The organism is Methanococcoides mangrovi (assembly GCF_052057775.1).
Taxonomy (GTDB): Archaea; Halobacteriota; Methanosarcinia; order Methanosarcinales; family Methanosarcinaceae; genus Methanococcoides.
In genome coordinates this window covers 2,222,057-2,240,049 of record NZ_CP195121.1, presented here as the reverse complement: position 1 = coordinate 2,240,049, position 17,993 = coordinate 2,222,057, and the positions used below count along the sequence as shown (strand labels likewise).

The window sequence follows — 17,993 nt, the reverse complement described above, 5'->3', positions numbered from 1 at the left end:
CAGGCCGATATGTTTCCGTTTCGATCTTCACTTTAGAGCAAGCCACAACGCTTATTGTGGCTATTTCAAAGTGGTTGATGTTCAGTCTGCATCGAATTAAACTGCCATCAAGACCGAAGGGAAATAACCATCAACCGCATCCAAAACATTCCAAAAGGTCTTTGCACTTTCGAGATTTTCAAAGAAGAATATTTTGTCATTGTAAGATGTCATGAAGAATGTGGACCCATAAGTGACCTCATTATTATAAGGTACGGGAGTATCTCCGCCTAAATGGCAGTATTCGATGTATTCCGTGACCTGCTCCACAAAAAGTTTCCCTTCGGGGGAATACTTTCCATCATGACAGTAAACACCTTTATCATTCAGGAACTTCTGGTAAGCTTCAACAGCTTTTTCAAATTTTTCAGTGTCAATTCCAAAGTTCACAATTTCCAACTTCTGTTCTCTCATAGGTTTAAATCCCCTTTTTGTCTGGGGGAATGTAGGTTTATGAGAATATATATTTATTTGAGTATCTGAATAATTATATACTATTTTGAGTTATTCTATTTACTTTATATTATTTCGAACTTAAAGCTTCTACAAGAAATCAATATTGACTCTCTGTTTTTGTTAAGATGATTTGGAAAAAGTTCTTTTAGCAAAGCAAGTAAGCTCGAACTCAAAAAAGATCACAAAAAAGATATGGACGCTGAGGGGGAGATTCGAACTCCCGCAGCGCGTTAGCACTACCGGTTTTCAAGACCGGCGCCGTAGTCCACTTGGCTACCTCAGCAAATGAATGGTTCCTAAATAGTGTTTTCAGGTATAAGGCTTTTGCTCCAAAACAGTGTTATAGGCCTTTTTTGAAAGAAATGTGAAGAGGTTTACTCTTCACTTTCAGCAACTTCTTCCTCAGCTTCTGGTTCTGCAACAGGTGCCGGGGTTGGGAGTGGATATGTTTCAACGTAACTTACTTCGTCAAGACCGACGTATTCGACAAGTTCGCTTGCAACCCTTCCCTTTGCCATAAGCCAGCGCTGGTTGAATGAAAGCATTGCAGGAACTTTGATAGCCGCTTTGTTGTCGTTGATCTCTACTTCAAGGTCTGGAATTCCGGTGTAAAGTGCAAGAAGACCCTGTACCTTTTCGGTTACATCCTCGAGCTTTTCCTCGATGGTGTACTCATAGGTAACTTCCTTGCCTGCGAGTGGGTGGTTGAAGTCAACACGTACCCTGCGGCCGATAACCTTTGTGACTGTTCCTCTCCTGTTGTCAATCTCAATGTTCATGCCTGGGTATGCCTTCTGGTCCCTGAATTTTGTGATTGAGATGTTCTCAACAAGTTTTGGGTCGTGTGCACCAAATCCTTTCTCTGCTGGGATGACAACTGTACCGCTGTATCCTACGTCCTTGCCGGCAATATCTTCGTCAAGACCTGCAATTGTGTGTCCTGCACCAACGATAACTACATCGCCGCCGTACATGCCGCGTGGGTTGTAGATCTCGTTCTCCTTTGCGAGTTCTTCATTTGTTGTGTCGAAGATCTGGTCTTCATCGAACTTTCCGGTGTATGATAGTTTAATAACGTCGCCTTTTTCTACTGCCACTATAATCAACTCGATCAAGTTTGTAAATTTTTAGTTATATCAAAGTGTTTGATTCATCTAAGGAATTTCTTCTGGCTATACTCTTTTGCCGTTAATAAGTTTTTGGGACAATTCTGGTTGATGTTATCCATGAATCAGCTTTCCTTTTTAGTTTGTACTATTATTCACCAGATATTCTGTTTTCTTATGTTTGTTTTCTTTTCTAGTTAATATGAGCACAAGATCGCATCGCTTCGACAACTGCATCATATTTCAAGAAGATAATTTAATTTTTTCACATTGTGCACATTTATTATTATACAAATCCAAACATATACATATTTATATATGTTTATAACAATTGATTAAGTACAGTCTACAATCTGGCCAACGGGATGAGGTCGTATGAATGAAGAACAAGATGTGTCTATGGGTATTTGTGGAAAGGTCGATCTGGAGTCGATCCTTCAACAATCACTTGAAGATATAAGAAGCTCAGCAGAGACCAAAGCTCTGCTGGAATCGATCATTAACAGGAGCCCCGCAGTGATCTTTTTCTGGTCTGCGGAAGATGGTCGCCCTGTAGAGTTCGTCACAGAGAACGTTGAGAGGTTCGGATACACCAAAGAGGATTTTGTATCGGGTGCTTTGCTTTATCACAATATTCTGCACCCGGATGACAGGGGTGATGTCCTTGATATTCTCAGCAGATCTGTTGAAGAAGGAAATGATCAGTTCAATTGTGAATACCGCCTTCTGACAGAGTCTGAGGACGTCCGGTGGGTGTATGAGAGTACTCTTATAGAGAGGAACACCGACCAAAGCATAAGTCATTTTTATGGAATTATTTTTGATATAACAAACCGCAAGCTTGCTGAAAAACAAATTGCGGACAATGAACGTGATATTTCTGTACTTTATTCGGCGGTCACGCTTGCCTCCGAGTCGCTTGATATAGATGACCTGCTGTCTGAGATCCTGATGGAGATAGGGGATCTTCTTGAAATCGAAGCAGGTGGAGTGTATATCATCGATCACGATAAAAGGGAGGCAAATCTCAGGGCGCACATAGGACCTGAGGAGGAACTGACATCCAGGATCTCTTATGCAAAAGAGGAGGATATGTTCAAGAATGTTGCAGATCTGCCCAAGCATGCCATTATCTCGGAAGAGGTTGTCAGAAAAGGGTCACGTTTTGTAGCAAGGAACAATCTTACATTCTATCTTTATTCTCATGATAAGGTGGTTGGTTTTGTTCTCCTGCTGACCTCAGATAAGGATTCACTCAACGAGAAGAACATAAAGGTCCTTGAACATGTGGGTAAACACATAGGTATTGCCATTGAAAATGCCCAGTTGTTCGAGAAGACACAGGGTGCTTATGAGGATCTTCGTTCCATTGATAGGATGAAGAACGAATTCTTTGCAAACCTGAGCCATGAACTGAAGACGCCTATGATATCGATCAAAGGTTTCAGTGAACTTCTGGGTGAAGGGAAGTTCGGCCCATTGACAACCGAGCAAAAGAGGGCTAATGATGCTGTTGTAAGGAACGCCGAAAAGCTCAGGAATCTCATAGATTCCCTTCTCTACATGAGCATGGAAAAGGAAGGCAGGTACAGATACAATTTCACAACAGTTTCTGTCAGGAGATTTGTGCTCAATTCCATCGAAATTGCAAGAGCCCGGGCAGGTGCGAACAATATTGTATTCAATGAGGATATTGCTGAGAACATTCCGAACATATGTGGTGATGAAGAACGCCTCACAACTGCATTGGACAATATCCTTGATAATGCGGTCAAGTTCATGTCCGAAGGTGAGGTGACGGTATCCGTTCAGGATGAACCGGATAACATCCATATTCGTGTGAAGGATAATGGTATCGGGATCCCCAAAGATGAAGTTGATAAGGTCTTTAACAGTTTTTACCAGGTAGACGGCTCCCTTACAAGACTGTATGGGGGGACCGGTCTGGGCCTGCATGTTTCCAAAAGGATCATTGATGTCCATAATGGTAAGATCTGGCTGAAGAGCCTGGAAGGGTTTGGGACCACTGTGCATATAACATTGCCAAAGTGACTCCCTATCCTCTATTTTTAGGATCCTTGCGGTTATTTTCCCTTTTTCCCATTTTCTTCTTCTTCTTCTTCTTCTTCTTCTTCTTCTTCTTCTTCTTCTTCTTCTTCTTCTTCTTCTTCTTCTTCTTCTTCTTCTTCTTTTCACTTCTGGTTCATAGCCATTATTTTAAAATATTTTACATTAGAGTAATCCTCTTCTTTTTGGCATGGTGATTTTGATTTGCAACCAGATTTCATCTGGCGGCAAATTACCGGAAGTAATATATGTACCTGTGATTATTACCCAATATAATGCAGAGGTACTAGACATGGTCAAAAAAACAATTCATGAGATCAATGACAGGATACGTGATGGCAGTGTCAATGTTGTAACTGCCGAGGAAATGGTGGATATCGTTGGCGAATTGGGTGCAGAGGGTGCTGCCAGGGAAGTAGATGTCGTTACTACAGGTACTTTCGGAGCCATGTGTTCATCAGGTGTCTGGCTGAACTTCGGTCACTCGGAACCTCCTATCAGGATCAGCAAGCTATGGCTCAATGACGTTGAGGCGTATTCCGGTGTTGCTGCGGTGGATGCTTATATCGGTGCAACCCAGCAGTCCCAGTCAAAAGGGATGAATTATGGTGGTGCCCATGTGATAGAGGACCTTGTTCGTGGTAATTCCATTGATGTTCACGGAATTTCTCCGGGAACTGACTGTTATCCCAGAAAGGTCATTGATACGACCATCAATATATATGACCTGAACCAGGCCATCATGCTCAATCCACGCAACTCATATCAGAAGTATAATGCTGCGACCAACAGTACAAATCACACTCTGCACACTTATATGGGTACATTACTGCCTCATCATGGAAATGTTACTTATTCCGGTGCAGGTGTTCTTTCACCTATGTACAATGATCCGAACTATGAGACGATCGGTACAGGTACACGCATCTTCCTTGGAGGTACTCAGGGCTATATTGTGGGAGAAGGGACCCAGCACTCACCTGCAGCAGGATTTGGTACACTTATGCTCAAAGGTGATCTCAAGAAGATGAGCTCTGAATACATCCGTGCTGCAACGTTCAAAGGATACGGTACATCACTTTATGTCGGAATGGGTATCCCTATTCCGGTCCTTAATGAGGATATTGCAAAGGCCACTGCAGTAACAGATGATGATATTGTCACCAATGTGCTGGACTATGGTGTTCCAAGCAGGAGCCGCCCGGCGCTCAGGACTGTAACATATGGTGAACTCCGTTCAGGCTCCATAGATCTCAATGGTAAAGAGGTTCCAACATCCCCGTTGTCAAGCTTCAAGAAATCCCGTCAGATCGCAAATGAACTCAAACAATGGATAAGGGACGGGGAATTCTTTGTAAGCATGCCTGTGGAGCGCCTCCCCAGGGACACTGCCTGCAATGCTATGAAGCAGACCAATACCAATCCGCTTGTTATGGATATTATGTCCTCGGAGGTTACGACTATCCAGGAGGATGCAAGTTTCCATGATGCTGCAAAGGTGATCATGGAAAAGCAGTTCAACCATTTGCCTGTGGTGGACAATGGTAATCACCTTGTTGGAATTGTAACTGCATGGGATATCTCAAAGGCAGTTGCAAAGGAAGAATTCAATCTTGTAAAGGACATAATGACCAGGAAGGTCGTTACTGCCAGTCCGGAAGAGGCTGTGGACATTTCGGCTTTCAAGCTTGACAGCAATAGCGTATCTGCACTTCCGGTGGTCGATTCGAACAGGCATGTGGTGGGTATTATCACAAGTGATGATATCAGCAAATTGCTTGCAAGGAGGCACTAATCATGATGATAAAGATCAACATCGCTGCAGACATCGTTACAAAACCCATACTTGCAGAATCCATTCTGGAGACCGGAGGACTGCTGAACATTTCCCAGGCACATTTTGATCCTACACATGGTGAGGTAGTGGCTGAAGTTACATCCGACCAGTTCCGGAAGATAAGGGATTCCCTTGTTAACAAAGGTGCTGAAGTCGTGATACTTGATACTCCTATAAGCAGGGATGAGGATGAGTGTGTGGAATGTGGTGCCTGCATCTCTGTATGTCCCGTTAAGGTCTTCTCATTTGCAGATGACTGGAGCCTTGAGACTGATTCCGACAAGTGTATCCAGTGTGGTACATGTATCAAGATGTGCCCGCATAACGCTCTGACACTTGGTCACTGAAATTCGAATATGAAAGAACATTTCCAGCTCAAAGAGACCATTGTCACCATTATTGGTGATGAGCGGTCTCATATTGAGGCAGCCAGGGAAGCTATCGCATTTCACAGGGCAAAACTGGAGGCCTATATCCTTCGGGATCCCTATTTTAAGATAACTCTGGAACCACACGAATGCAGGGATGATGCTCCTGAAGTTGTCAAAAGACTTGTAAAGGCAGGCAATGCCATGGGTATCGGTCCCATGAGCGCGGTGGCAGGTACGATTTCGTCACTTGCCGTAGAAGCCATGGTGGAGGCAGGTGCTTCCCATGCCATAGTTGACAATGGCGGTGATATTGCTATCATCAATGATCGTCAGGTCATCATTGGTATATATGCCGGAAATTCTCCTATAAAGGATATCGGGCTGGTGATCGAACCATCCTCCGTGATACGCGGTATATGTACTTCTTCGGGTACCGTAGGACCCTCCATTAGCTTCGGTATGGCCGATGCTGCTGTAATATTCTCAGATGATGTTTCTCTGGCAGATTCCGCGGCCACTGCTCTTTCGAACGCTACGGATATTGGCAGGGCTGCTGTGGAGAAGGCGTTTGATGTCATAAAGGATGTCCCCGGAATTGATGGTGCACTCCTGGTACAGGGTGAGTTCATGGGGATGTGGGGTGACGTGCCAAAGATAAGTCGTGCTGATGTGCGTTATGAGTGCATCACAAAAGGATAAGTTCTACCTGTGGGTTTACAGGGTCCATAAATTCGGGAAGGTGCATTGCTGCACCTCTCTGCTTTCCATTTATTTTCAGTTTTAATGGTACCTTGCCTTCAGGCAGGAGGTGCCATCTGGAACGGTATTTCCTCATATGGCTGTATAACGACAAAACCTTCGCCATTGAAGGCCATTTGCACACTTTCCCCGCTTGAGCGTCCGACGAATGTCTTAAGGGAGATATCTGTCTTGAGATCAGGTTTCAGGTTTCCTGACCATGCGACTGTTGCGTTCGGGTCTGTGAAGACCGGCCTGTCCTTTGTCACCTGAAGTGTCAGCGGGTCGTAGTGTGTACTGATGGCAACCATTCCGGTTCCTTCAAGTTTGACATTGAAGAGCCCTCCTGCAAGCATTCCTGTGACCTTCTTCATTATCTTGATGTCCCAGTTGATCCCGTCTTCAAATGCAAGCAGGTCATTACCGTTGACAAAAATGGAGTCGTTGTCGAGCTTGAGGATGGAGATCTTCTTACCTTCATCTGCAAGGTATACTTTCCCTCTTCCTTCTGCTTTTGTAAGGCTGACCCCTTCTCCTGTTACAGCTTTTTTCAGCATCTTGCCGACACCGTGTTCGAGCACCCCTTCCCTTGTGAACTTAACATCACCGAGGTAGGCTATCATTGAACCACGTTTTGTCCAGACCCTTCCATTGAGGTTAAGCTCAAGCATCCTGTCCCTCTCAAGTTCGAACAATCCTTCTCCGAGGTCTCTCTGGCCTGTTTTTTCGATGAATTCTTCTATTGAATATCTTCCCATGTTATCTTTCCTTTGTTCCTTTGTTTTCTATCGCCCTGTCCAGATCGTCCCCCGGTCTGGAATTATTCCCTGTACATTCAGGACTTTAAATATATTTAAAATATATTATCCTCTTATTGATTTTAGCATGTCATAACATTTCTAATTATGTTATAATTCTGTGTACTCAATAAAATTCGACAATATTGCGGTATCACCTTGTGTGAAACTGTAAATCGATTGCAGTAATGTCAAAGTCGTTTGCGACAATTGTCGATAGCCTTATATATTAATATCTATAAATAGTATTTTCAGACGACAGTCATATCTGGAATTGATCTGGCAGATGTTTGTTTTCAAATGTTTGTCATTACGGTCTGTTCCATATGCCGGATGAATTTCCGGCAGCAAGAGAGGGCGATGGTGAAGGATGTTATCGGGGTTTCTCGATAGTGGTGACCTATGTGGGTAGTGACTACTATAGACTACTTCATTTTTGCCATTAACCGTTCGCTTACAACACGGACGGCCGCAGGACCTGATCTGCGGGCAAGAGAGGATAAGCCTCATGACATAATTGTAAGGGGCCTACATTGATTTGAAAACAGTCAGCGTGTCCAACACGCAAATTGCAGTAGAATGCAATATCCAAGAGAGGGGATGAACGTGCAGTCTATAGTACAGGAAGCATTAAAACACTCAGAAATAGAAAAAGAGTACAGACAGTCAGTATCAGCAGATGACCAGTTCGAAGGATTCGGAATGCCTCGTATCACCATTGTTGGATGTGGTGGTGCAGGTAACAACACCATCAACCGTTTGTACAACATCGGTATCGAAGGTGCAGAAACTATTGCTATTAACACTGACAAACAGCATCTTGATCATATCCGTGCTGACAAGAAGATCCTTGTCGGTAAGACCCTTACAAGAGGTCTTGGTGCTGGTGGATATCCTGAAGTTGGTGCAAAAGCTGCAGAACTTGCACGTGGTACCCTTGAGGAGATCTTCAAGGAAAGTGACCTTGTTTTCGTAACAGCTGGTATGGGTGGAGGAACCGGTACCGGTGTAGCACCTGTTGTTGCAGAGATCGCAAAAGAGCAGGGTGCTATCGTAGTAGGTATGGTCTCCAGTCCTTTCAGGGTAGAGCGTGCACGTACCGTAAAAGCCGAGGAAGGTCTTGAGGAATTCCGCAGGGCAGCTGACACAGTTATCGTACTTGACAACAACAGGCTTCTTGATTACGTTCCAAACCTGCCTATCGAGCAGGCATTCTCCGTTATGGACCAACTGATCGCTGAGACCGTAAAGGGCATCACAGAAACTATCACACAGCCATCACTCATCAATCTCGACTACGCTGACATCCGTGCTATCATGGGTTGCGGTGGCGTTGCTGTCATGCTTGTAGGAGACAGCAAGAACCAGGACAAGAGCAACGATGTTGTTCGCACAGCACTCAATCACCCACTCCTTGATGTTGACTACAGGGGAGCAACCGGTAGTCTTGTACACATCACAGGCGGTCCTGACCTCAGCCTCAAGGAAGCAGAAGAGATCGCAGCATCTCTTACCTATGAGCTTTCTCCAAATGCAAATGTTATCTGGGGAGCACGTATCAGAGACGACTACGAAGGAAAGGTACGCGTCATGGCTATTATGACCGGTGTTCAGTCCGCACAGGTGCTTGGTCCTCAGTTCCACTCCGGTGTTGTTGAGAACACAAACACAAAAATGAGGTCCTCCTCTTTTTCTCGGGCCGAGCGAGGACGCCGAACGGTCGTTGAACCGATCGGTGCACAGGCATCATACGGCGGGTCAATAATCGACATAATTCAGTAAGTTCTAAGTAGGTTCTGTTCTACAGGCCGGTGTGAAATATCGCCGGTCTTCTTCCACCATTTTTTATGATCTGTTCTTCATCCAATGGATATTCTTTTTTACGATGCAGCCAATCTAAAGGTCATGGAAATTCTGGTTGCAACCGGCAAGCTTGCAGAAAATACGGTTCGTTTCTCTGTAGCTGACAATGCCGATGTTCTTGTCCTGGATATTGAGGTAGCTGCTTTCCTTACTCCTCACAGGCTGCTCTCAGTACTAAAACAGCAGGATAAGAGGTATGATGTGATCTTTGTACCGGGTCTTTGCTCCGGGGATTTTTCAATTATTGAAAAGGAGCTGGATTGCAAGGTCTATCTTGGTCCCAAGCATGCCTATGATCTTGGCAGTGTACTCCGCTTTGTAGGTGAGATGGAATTCTCTCTGGAGGTTCCTGCATGTGAGCTCCTCTCTGATGTATGGAGGGGCATTGCCATAGAAACCCTTGATGAGATCGAGCAGAACGCTGAACCACTGATGAGACTTAATGATGTGAAACTTGGTGGCGGTTCCAGAATGAAAGTGATGGCTGAAGTTGTGGATGCAACCGGTCTTGATGAGGCCGCACTTTCCAGAAGGATCAGGTCCTTTATTATGAAAGGTGCTGATATTATCGATCTTGGAGCATCACTGACAGCATCTCCCGGGGACATAAAACGAGCTGTAAGGGTGGCCCGTGAGGTTTCCACTGTTCCGATAAGCATCGATACACTGGAGCCGGAACTTATTATAGCTGCACTGGAAGAAGGCATTGACCTTGTGCTGAGTTTGAATTCCAGCAACATTGATGCAGTTGCGGCCGAAATTGCAGGTGCCGGTATTGCGGCGGTCGTTATCCCTGATGCGGGGGCAGGCTTTGAGAGTCTTGTTGCCAATATAGATGCTGCAAGGGCTGCAGGTATCCATGATATAATTGCTGACCCTGTTCTCGATCCGATCGGGCATGGAATAACATCTTCAATTGTAAGATATTCCCGGTTCCATGAGGATCATCCGGATGTACCTGTGTTCTTCGGGGCTGGTAACGTTACTGAGCTCATTGATGCAGATTCGGTGGGTGTCAATGCAACTCTCTGTGGTATTGCTGCAGACGTGGGTTCATGCATCCTGTTCACGCCTGAGTTCAGTGAGAAGACACGTGGTTCCATAAGTGAACTGAAGACTGCAGCCAGTATGATGGCTCTTTCAAAGGAAAGGGAGAGTTCTCCCAAGGACCTGGGCATTGATCTGCTTCAGCTTAAGGAAAAGCGCAGACGTCCGGAAGCGGAGGTTCCTGAAAATCATGTTGTAGCACGGAGGTTTGCAGGTTGGTCACTTGATCCGCTGGGGCCTTTCAGGATAGGGATCGTTTCGGATGATAATGGTGGTGTTATTGTCGCACAGCATGAAAAGGCAACCATTGTGGGAAGGACCGCGAGGGATATAATGGACACTATTATGAGTATGGAGCTCATATCAAAGATGGACCATGCGTCTTATCTTGGATGCGAGCTTGAAAAAGCTGAAATAGCCCTGCAACTTGGAAGAAGCTATTCACAGGATGATGATCTTTGATCTTTTAGTTTTGATCTTTGGGTGTTTATGATGAAACTGGATATTGATGATAAAAAAGCAATTGTTGAGATTCTGGCAGCAAGATACTTTGCACAGCAGAACTGGAAATGGATAAGCCTGAAACGCGATGTAGACCGGATATACAAAAGCTTTGATGAGCTTGTAGACCAGTACAATGCCTATCCATACATGAGCAGGGACTGGTATGTGGAGAATTCCGCATCAAAGAACATCCACCTCTGCACTAAATGGGATGAGCTTAAGGCTTTCGTTGATTTCCTTAAGGCATATTCAGAGGATTTTGATTTCCTTGTGAGCAACAATGAAAGGAAGATGTTCTGCATTACCACTTCTGATGGTGAGATCACAGATACTCAGAAGCGCGCCATCACAGAGGCAAGGAATATGAGGTGCAATGTTTTTATTTTCAAGGCAAACGTTCCGGATGATCTTGATTTCGAGCTTTTGCAGGTCGGAGGCGGCTATTAACGCCTCTGTTCTTTTTCATTAAATGTACCAGAACCCTTATATCTTATCTCTGCTATTTGTTAAATGCTTTAAAGTATAACTTTTTGCTTCGAACGTAAGGTATTAAATAGTATTTACTCACGTATGTGCTGCTTTTTCCATTATGTTTTTCAGCTTAGTTAGTTCTTTCAAGCATCACAAAAGGATGTGAAATATTTGTTCAACAACATGGAATCAACTGCACCAGTAGAAGCTGGTGAAACATACGACGTAACAATTGAAGACATCGCAAGGGAAGGAGACGGCATCGCAAGAGTAAGCGGATTTGTCATCTTTGTACCAGGTACATCCGTTGGCGATGAAGTTACCATCAAGGTAACCAAAGTAATGCGCAAGTTCGCATTCGCTGAAGTAGCTGAGTAATTTCTCAGCTCCTTTTTTACTGCAGATCTTATTTCTATCTTACTCTACTTTCTTTCTTCTATGTTTATTCTTACTTACGTTTCTTCATCAATTATTCGAATTTTTGCTTCATTCAGCAGATGTCTCTGAAACAGATTTATAATATATCACTATTATAGAAGACATCCTCATGAAGCCTGAAAACTCATATGATATGATCATTGTCGGTGCGGGACCTGCCGGCTCTACGGCTGCGGCTTATGCAGCAGAAGCAGGCGCATCCGTACTTCTTATTGATAAAAAAAAGGACATTGGGATTCCTCTTCAATGCGGAGGATTCCTTCCTCATCTCGATACTTTACAGGAGCTTGTTCCAAATGCCGAGCTTCCTTATACTCTTGAATCGATACCCTCGGAATGTATCCATGCTTCGAGCAGTGTACAGCGCTTTATCGCTCCGAATGGCTATTCCAAGGAATTTGAGGTCGATGCTGATGCCATCGACAGGCGCAGGTTTGACAAGTATCTTGCGAAAGAGGCTGGTAAATGCGGTGCAAAGCTTATGGCAGGTACCAATGTCCTTGAGGTGAATGGCACTACTGTTGAGGTCGATGGTGTTTTCGGGCAGCACACGATCCACGGTAAGGTTCTAATCGGTGCCGATGGACCGAATTCCATTGTCGGAAAAGCAAAAGGACTTCTTCGCGATCCTGATCCAATGGGCACGGGAACTGCATTTGAGTATGAGGTAAGCGGTGTGGATGTTGACAGGGATGCCGTGGAAATGTTCTTCGGAAAGGACTATGTTCCCGGTGGTTATGCCTGGGTCATCTCTCAGGGTGGCGATAATGCCAACATCGGAGTAGGCATCAGGGAGATCCTTTTCAGGAATGGGATGTCTGCCAGGGATTATCTTGAAAAGTTCATGTACGAGCACCCCATAGCCAGTAAGAAGCTTGAAGGAGGTTCCATCATTTCAGTGGTTTCCGGTCTTGTGCCGGTTGGTGGTGCTCCTAAGGTAACAGCTACTAAAGATACTCTTGTTGCCGGTGATGCTGCCGGTCATATCATAGCTACCAATGGTGGCGGAATATCCACTGCAATGGTAGGTGGAAAGATCGCCGGTCAGACTGCAGTTGATTTCCTTGAAGGGAAGTGCAGGCTGGAAGACTATGACGAGCGCTGGCGAAAGGAGATGGGTCTGGAGATTAAGACTGCGGTCTATGTGAGAAAGCTTATGGATAACCTCATGCGCTCTGATTCAATGATGTCTGCAGCTATCAAGATGATCGATCCTGAGCATATGAAAGCACTGCAGTGTGGGCAGCTACCTGATGCAGTAAGGAAAGGTCTGCTTAAAATGAACTTTGGGATAAGATGAGTCTTCTATTCGTATACGGCACTTTGAAAAAGGGATGTTGCAACCATCACCTGCTTGGGGATTCCACTTTTGTTTGTGAGGCATCCACAGCGACTGAGTTCAGGATGCTGGATCTTGAATACTTTCCTGGTGTAGTAATGGGTGAACCTGGCTCAAAGATATCAGGTGAACTCTATAATGCAGACAATGAGTTGCTGAAAGTTCTCGATGAGTTTGAAGGCAAATGGTTCTGCAGGAAAAATGTATTGCTTGATAATGGTTCTGAAACATGGATGTATTTTCTTTCGCCAGCTGCTCCCTGTGAGAAGTATCCCGTGATCAGTTCAGGCAAGTGGAAAGATCATCCGGTAAACGAAAATAGATATTAAATGAATTTAATTTATTTTAAATGGATCCTGCAAATATATGCTTGAAGCAGTTCCTGCAAATATGTTAAGTCGATCAGAATTATCCTGTAAATATAAAGAGGCTGCAAATGACAGAAAAAAAATTTGACGGTAATCTTGAGAATGTTGGCACGCTTTGTTATGAAGGGCATGACAATCTGTATCTTAACATAACCAACAGATGCAGTGCAAGCTGTGTTTTCTGTATACGCGACGTCTCAGACGGTGTCTATGGTTATGACCTGCGCCTCAAAAAAGAACCTTCTCTTGATGAGATCCTGGAAAAACTTTCGTCCCTGGACCTTAGCAAATACCGGGAGGTCGTATTTACGGGGTTCGGAGAGGCGACCCTCCGTTTTGACATCCTTCTTGATATCACTCGCTGGCTCAAGGAAAAGGGTGTGAGGGTAAGGCTGGATACGAACGGACATGCACAATTGCTTTATCCTGAGAGGGATGTTGTGGCAGAACTCAAAGGGGCAGGTCTTGATGAAGTATCAGTGAGCCTCAATGCGGAATCGGAAGACAAATATAATGAGATATGCAGACCGGCTTTCGAAGGTTCATATAATGCTATGCTGGACTTCACAAAAAATGCCATTGCAGCCGGTATCCATACACGTATGACCGTTGTAGGTTTCAATGACATTGACATCAAAAAATGTGAAATGATAGCAAAGGATATTGGCGCTGATTTTTACGTAAGGTGATGAGCTATAGGTGGGTGGATGAACGGCTGATCAGCTGATCATTCATCTCAGCTTCTGTTCATCTCGATCCTTTTTTATGTTTTGGTCCGTTAAGTTCCATTGATCTCATATATATTTGAAAAGATCATCTCTTTTAGCATCATGAAGGCGCTTTCGAAGCAATCCCTTGAGTGAATTGATGTTTCCTTTTTTTGCACTCACAGGTGCGATTATGTAATCCCACTGGTTCCATGGCGGAGTGAGTCCGAGCTTCTCAGCGATGGCATCCAGTCTTTCTTCACGTTCGTTATCTTTTATCCTGTCCATCTTGTTTACGGCAACAATGGTGTCGAATCCCAGTTCATTGAAAAAATCGAACATTTCTATGTCGATAGGTATCTCATTGCGGCTCTCCCAGCGCTCGATAACATCTGTGAATGAAACTGCATCAGTAACAAGAACTGCTATCTTTATTCTTTCAGCGTTGTTCTCTATGTAGCGGACGATCTGGTCCTTTACAATGTCCTGTTTGCGGTCTTTCACGCCGCTCATGAACCCGAATCCTGGCAGATCTGTGATCAGCATATCTGATCGCAGGGTATGTGCAGGCTTTAAAGTAACTCCCGGTCGTTTCCCTACCTTTACTTTTTTACCCGTGAGCTCTCTTATGATGGATGATTTTCCAACATTTGATCTTCCCGAGAGTATTATCTCGAACTTGGCTTTTTCAAATCCCTGGTCTTTTTTCATATCTCATTCCCGTAGTCCAGACAATTGAAATAGCTAAATAGATTTCGTTCTGGCAGAAAGAAAAGATCACTTGTACTCAAGTGCTTCATTAATTATTATCATCGCATTGTCGACAAGATCTCTGACCGATCTTATAGGTCCGAATTTCGGATATTCCATATTACCACTGCTCGTATCAGAGTATTCGGGATCAGCAATGTCCTGTTCTTCTTCAGGTTCAATTAAAGGTTCGGGAGTTCCTTCTTCATGTTCTTTGAATATGTAGAATCTTTTTGTCCAGAATGTGTCGGAGTATCCTTTAGAGTCTGAAAAATATATCTCTGCTGAAGGGGCTATGGTGTTCTTGTTGATGGTTTTGATATTTACGGTGTACTCCAGTTTTTTGACCTTGTCCGGGAATATGACCATTTCAGTTGTTGTCTTTCCTTCCTTCAGGATAGAGTTTGGCATCATTTCATCCCTGATCTCCAAATATGCTGCACGGTTACCTTTATTTTCCACTGTTATGCTGATGTCCAGTTGCTGTGGATCATTTTCATTAACAGTGGCCGTCTTTTCAGCGGTGATATATGGTCCGTAGACGACCAGTTCTGTTGAGTTTGTGTAGTGGTGATACGTTACTCCCCTGTAAACCAGTTCTATTTCTGTGGGAGGTATCGTGTAGTTTCCCGGTTTAAGTGCTTTGATAGAATACTGGATCAATTTCTTTGAATACGGCTCGATATCTATCGTCTGGTCGACATCGATATCAGGATCACTTAATATGTTTTCTGGAAGTGTCTCATTTATTGTGACATTCTGGAATTCCAGGTTCCGGAGATTTTTGATCTGGACTTCGATGAATACTCTCTCATCGATATAAGTTTCCTTATATATCGTCTTTGTTACAGAGATCGTATTGTTGATCCAGCTTCCGCTCTCTTCTTCTGTAATGTTGAGTGTTGAGACTGCGATCTTGGTATAGGGTGCAGGGATGTCTTCCCCGGTCACAACCTCAAAAGCAGTTATATTAAGCCTTTCACCAAATATTCCTCTATCAGGTATCTGGCTGTTATTGACCGAGAGGAGTGCGCTCCATTTTTCCGAATCGTCGGAAATGATGGTAAGCATTACATAATCTGTCTCAATGTCAAAAGGTCTTGCTTTTGAGAAGTCGTTTGCCTTGATCAGGAAGCCGTCCACCTCAACACTATCTCCCCAGTAAAGGGTATAATTGACCGATTCGTTCCATTCCGGATCGTTCTCGGATGAGGCAATAGCAATATTTGCACATAATATTATGGCAAATACAATAATCAGGCAAACGTGTATTCTCATTCGCATGATCTATTCATTTTCTCCTTCTTATTGCTGTGTATACACCAGCAAGTGCAGCAATTGCGAATATGGACTCAAAGCCCGGTTCAACGACCTCTTCATTAGATTCGGATCCTGGTTGTGGGTTGCTGTTGCCGGATGGGTTGCTTGTGCTGGTGCCCGATGAAGTTGAGGTTTCCTCAGGGACCTTAACTGTGATCTCAGGCATGTTTGAGATCTTCTCTCCTTTGTAGCTTTCCATATCGATGAACGTTGCAGTTGCAGCCGGGACCTTAAAGGTACCTTCATCGTTCATCTTAAGTGTATAAGAATAACTTGCTGATTCTCCTTTACTCAGTACCTTGTCAACAGAGGTATCGCCACTTACAAAACTTGAACCTGCTGGGAATTCGGTGGATGATGCCTTTGTACTTGCATCCCTGTTACCTTCGTTCTTTGCGGTCACTGTGACCTTTATTTCGTTTCCTGGCTGTAAGTTTGTTTTGTCCACTTTTTGGGTCAGGACGATGTATGGTCCATTGATCTCGATCTTTGTTTCATCATCTGATTCATATGTATAGGTTTTGCCGTCAGTAGTCGTATAAGTTGCAACTGTTTCAGGTACTGTGTATTGCCCTGGCTTGAGAGGTTTAAGTGCATAGGAGAATACTTCAATAGTTTCTCCGGGGGCGAATGATACTTTCTTTTCAAGTGTTACACTGTCTTTAAGTTCCATACTGGAGAGTACAGTATCTTTTAGTGTAACTGAGTTCATGCTGTAGATCCCATGATTACGAACTGAGACTGTAACATATGCAGTTTCGTCCATGTAGAGCTCTTTTGCAATGGTTTTAGTGATCAGAAGTTCAGCTTTTGGCAGTATTTTTATTTCTTTATCCTCTGTATCTTCGTGGATGTCTCCGTTGATGTCTTTGGCCCTGACAGTTACTTCGAGATCAAGGTCAGTCTCTTCCCAGAGATGTGGGACTTTAAAGCTAACTTCTACGGGTTCTGCGACTTCATCTTTAGCTAATGAGAGCATTGTGGTCTTAATGTTTCCATCAGCCAGTTCCATTCCTGCAGGATTTATGATTACTTCAACGTTTTTTGCTTCAGCATATCCTTTATTCTTGACAGTTATGGTAGTGACGATTTCATTAGGATAGGTAGGGGATCTTGGATCATACTCATTGTCCTTTTCTGTATTTGGATCCTTTTCGGTTTCGATTTTAATATCAAATTCAGGGACGCCTCTTCTCCATACCTCTAATTTTGCTGTAGGGTCTTCCATATTGCCTGTCCACGAATCAATGTTCAATTTGATCTCTGATGCAAATACCTTAATATCCTGACCTCTTTCCTCGTCCCGGTATTCAAAGCTCTGGCCATTGGAGATGAATCCAGTAGTTTTTATCTGCCCATCTCTTGAGATCGAAACTGATACGAAACCATCTTTACTGAAATCCTCCGCTTTGATCACATATGTTTCATATGAATCATCTTTTGCTTCCCCGTTCTCAAAACTGTCTCCCCAGTGAAGAGTAGCTGTTTCCGTATTTTTCCATTCTATGTCATTAAGCGTGTATGCAGACGCTGTAAATGAGAATACACAAAGTACCATCAGTAATATGATCAAAGCTTTCCTGAACATGAGACCCCTCTTTAACAATTATCCATTGTTAATATTGAATTATCATTTTTATTTATCAATTGACAATATATAATCTCATATTTTATTTAACTCTTATACCTATCATTATACTCAAATAAGAATAGCTTTAACTCAAATATATTTAGACAGATGTTACTTATATATTAAATTCTTCATAATTTCACAA

Annotated in this window: 17 protein-coding genes and 1 tRNA gene; 11 read left to right on the top strand and 7 right to left on the bottom strand. The window is 43.7% G+C overall.

The features are described 5' to 3' along the window. Window positions 1-96: 96 nt before the first annotated feature. From ACR3I3_RS11095 to ACR3I3_RS11085, 3 genes are all read right to left on the bottom strand, one after another. Entirely contained in the window at window positions 97-453 is a 357-nt protein-coding gene (locus tag ACR3I3_RS11095) for a hypothetical protein (RefSeq protein ID WP_440952313.1), read from the bottom strand. A 239-nt stretch (window positions 454-692) separates the two neighbouring features. Further along, a tRNA-Ser gene (locus ACR3I3_RS11090) sits at window positions 693-778 on the bottom strand. Window positions 779-869: 91 nt separating this feature from the next. After that, on the bottom strand, window positions 870-1,592 hold the full coding sequence (locus tag ACR3I3_RS11085; RefSeq protein WP_440952312.1) for an FKBP-type peptidyl-prolyl cis-trans isomerase: 723 nt from the start codon (window positions 1,590-1,592) through the stop codon (window positions 870-872). A 384-nt stretch (window positions 1,593-1,976) separates the two neighbouring features. Between ACR3I3_RS11085 and ACR3I3_RS11080 the strand changes: the two genes are divergently transcribed. The 4 genes from ACR3I3_RS11080 (at window position 1,977) to ACR3I3_RS11065 (ending at window position 6,575) form a co-directional block, all read left to right on the top strand. Beyond that, window positions 1,977-3,653: an ATP-binding protein gene (locus ACR3I3_RS11080; protein ID WP_440952311.1), complete on the top strand. Its 1,677-nt coding sequence runs from the start codon at window positions 1,977-1,979 to the stop codon at window positions 3,651-3,653. A 307-nt stretch (window positions 3,654-3,960) separates the two neighbouring features. Further along, on the top strand, window positions 3,961-5,463 hold the full coding sequence (locus ACR3I3_RS11075; protein ID WP_440952310.1) for a homocysteine biosynthesis protein: 1,503 nt from the start codon (window positions 3,961-3,963) through the stop codon (window positions 5,461-5,463). A gap of 2 nt (window positions 5,464-5,465) precedes the next feature. Further along, entirely contained in the window at window positions 5,466-5,852 is a 387-nt protein-coding gene (locus ACR3I3_RS11070; protein ID WP_440952309.1) for a 4Fe-4S binding protein, read from the top strand. 9 nt (window positions 5,853-5,861) lie between these two features. Beyond that, complete coding sequence (locus ACR3I3_RS11065) at window positions 5,862-6,575, top strand: UPF0280 family protein (protein ID WP_440952308.1); 714 nt, start codon at window positions 5,862-5,864, stop codon at window positions 6,573-6,575. A gap of 98 nt (window positions 6,576-6,673) precedes the next feature. Here the strand turns inward: ACR3I3_RS11065 and ACR3I3_RS11060 are convergent, their stop codons facing one another. Further along, complete coding sequence (locus tag ACR3I3_RS11060) at window positions 6,674-7,372, bottom strand: AIM24 family protein (RefSeq protein ID WP_440952307.1); 699 nt, start codon at window positions 7,370-7,372, stop codon at window positions 6,674-6,676. 645 nt (window positions 7,373-8,017) lie between these two features. Here ACR3I3_RS11060 and ftsZ point away from each other — a divergent pair. The 7 genes from ftsZ to ACR3I3_RS11025 all read left to right on the top strand — a co-directional run bounded on the left by ftsZ (window position 8,018) and on the right by ACR3I3_RS11025 (window position 14,130). Then, complete coding sequence (gene ftsZ / locus ACR3I3_RS11055; protein ID WP_440952306.1) at window positions 8,018-9,193, top strand: cell division protein FtsZ; 1,176 nt, start codon at window positions 8,018-8,020, stop codon at window positions 9,191-9,193. Window positions 9,194-9,316: 123 nt separating this feature from the next. Continuing rightward, window positions 9,317-10,783, top strand: a complete 1,467-nt coding sequence (locus ACR3I3_RS11050) for a dihydropteroate synthase-like protein (RefSeq protein ID WP_440953796.1) — start codon at window positions 9,317-9,319, stop codon at window positions 10,781-10,783. 27 nt (window positions 10,784-10,810) lie between these two features. Continuing rightward, on the top strand, window positions 10,811-11,272 hold the full coding sequence (locus ACR3I3_RS11045; protein ID WP_440952305.1) for a hypothetical protein: 462 nt from the start codon (window positions 10,811-10,813) through the stop codon (window positions 11,270-11,272). Between the two features lie 207 nt (window positions 11,273-11,479). Next, window positions 11,480-11,674 (top strand): TRAM domain-containing protein, encoded by a 195-nt coding sequence (locus tag ACR3I3_RS11040; RefSeq protein WP_440952304.1) that lies wholly within the window; start codon window positions 11,480-11,482, stop codon window positions 11,672-11,674. Between the two features lie 169 nt (window positions 11,675-11,843). Then, window positions 11,844-13,034: a geranylgeranyl reductase family protein gene (locus ACR3I3_RS11035; protein ID WP_440952303.1), complete on the top strand. Its 1,191-nt coding sequence runs from the start codon at window positions 11,844-11,846 to the stop codon at window positions 13,032-13,034. After that, window positions 13,031-13,402 (top strand): gamma-glutamylcyclotransferase family protein, encoded by a 372-nt coding sequence (locus tag ACR3I3_RS11030; RefSeq protein ID WP_440952302.1) that lies wholly within the window; start codon window positions 13,031-13,033, stop codon window positions 13,400-13,402. Before ACR3I3_RS11035 ends, ACR3I3_RS11030 begins: the two co-directional genes overlap by 4 nt. A 107-nt stretch (window positions 13,403-13,509) precedes the next feature. Next, window positions 13,510-14,130: a TatD family nuclease-associated radical SAM protein gene (locus ACR3I3_RS11025; RefSeq protein ID WP_440952301.1), complete on the top strand. Its 621-nt coding sequence runs from the start codon at window positions 13,510-13,512 to the stop codon at window positions 14,128-14,130. 105 nt (window positions 14,131-14,235) lie between these two features. Here the strand turns inward: ACR3I3_RS11025 and engB are convergent, their stop codons facing one another. The 3 genes from engB to ACR3I3_RS11010 all read right to left on the bottom strand — a co-directional run bounded on the left by engB (window position 14,236) and on the right by ACR3I3_RS11010 (window position 17,806). Continuing rightward, on the bottom strand, window positions 14,236-14,859 hold the full coding sequence (gene engB, locus ACR3I3_RS11020; RefSeq protein WP_440952300.1) for a GTP-binding protein EngB: 624 nt from the start codon (window positions 14,857-14,859) through the stop codon (window positions 14,236-14,238). Between the two features lie 66 nt (window positions 14,860-14,925). After that, window positions 14,926-16,182 (bottom strand): hypothetical protein, encoded by a 1,257-nt coding sequence (locus tag ACR3I3_RS11015; RefSeq protein ID WP_440952299.1) that lies wholly within the window; start codon window positions 16,180-16,182, stop codon window positions 14,926-14,928. A 7-nt stretch (window positions 16,183-16,189) separates the two neighbouring features. Continuing rightward, window positions 16,190-17,806, bottom strand: a complete 1,617-nt coding sequence (locus ACR3I3_RS11010; RefSeq protein ID WP_440952298.1) for a BatD family protein — start codon at window positions 17,804-17,806, stop codon at window positions 16,190-16,192. Window positions 17,807-17,993: the final 187 nt, after the last annotated feature.

Coding starts and splice junctions, on each gene's coding strand:
- ACR3I3_RS11080 (WP_440952311.1), top strand. CDS start 1,977: ATGAATGAAGAACAAGATGTGTCTATGGGTATTTGTGGAAAGGTCGAT.
- ACR3I3_RS11075 (WP_440952310.1), top strand. CDS start 3,961: ATGGTCAAAAAAACAATTCATGAGATCAATGACAGGATACGTGATGGC.
- ACR3I3_RS11095 (WP_440952313.1), bottom strand. CDS start 453: ATGAGAGAACAGAAGTTGGAAATTGTGAACTTTGGAATTGACACTGAA.
- ACR3I3_RS11050 (WP_440953796.1), top strand. CDS start 9,317: ATGGAAATTCTGGTTGCAACCGGCAAGCTTGCAGAAAATACGGTTCGT.
- ACR3I3_RS11015 (WP_440952299.1), bottom strand. CDS start 16,182: ATGCGAATGAGAATACACGTTTGCCTGATTATTGTATTTGCCATAATA.
- ACR3I3_RS11040 (WP_440952304.1), top strand. CDS start 11,480: ATGGAATCAACTGCACCAGTAGAAGCTGGTGAAACATACGACGTAACA.
- ACR3I3_RS11035 (WP_440952303.1), top strand. CDS start 11,844: ATGAAGCCTGAAAACTCATATGATATGATCATTGTCGGTGCGGGACCT.
- engB (WP_440952300.1), bottom strand. CDS start 14,859: ATGAAAAAAGACCAGGGATTTGAAAAAGCCAAGTTCGAGATAATACTC.
- ACR3I3_RS11030 (WP_440952302.1), top strand. CDS start 13,031: ATGAGTCTTCTATTCGTATACGGCACTTTGAAAAAGGGATGTTGCAAC.
- ACR3I3_RS11065 (WP_440952308.1), top strand. CDS start 5,862: ATGAAAGAACATTTCCAGCTCAAAGAGACCATTGTCACCATTATTGGT.
- ACR3I3_RS11070 (WP_440952309.1), top strand. CDS start 5,466: ATGATGATAAAGATCAACATCGCTGCAGACATCGTTACAAAACCCATA.
- ACR3I3_RS11060 (WP_440952307.1), bottom strand. CDS start 7,372: ATGGGAAGATATTCAATAGAAGAATTCATCGAAAAAACAGGCCAGAGA.
- ACR3I3_RS11025 (WP_440952301.1), top strand. CDS start 13,510: ATGACAGAAAAAAAATTTGACGGTAATCTTGAGAATGTTGGCACGCTT.
- ACR3I3_RS11045 (WP_440952305.1), top strand. CDS start 10,811: ATGATGAAACTGGATATTGATGATAAAAAAGCAATTGTTGAGATTCTG.
- ACR3I3_RS11010 (WP_440952298.1), bottom strand. CDS start 17,806: ATGTTCAGGAAAGCTTTGATCATATTACTGATGGTACTTTGTGTATTC.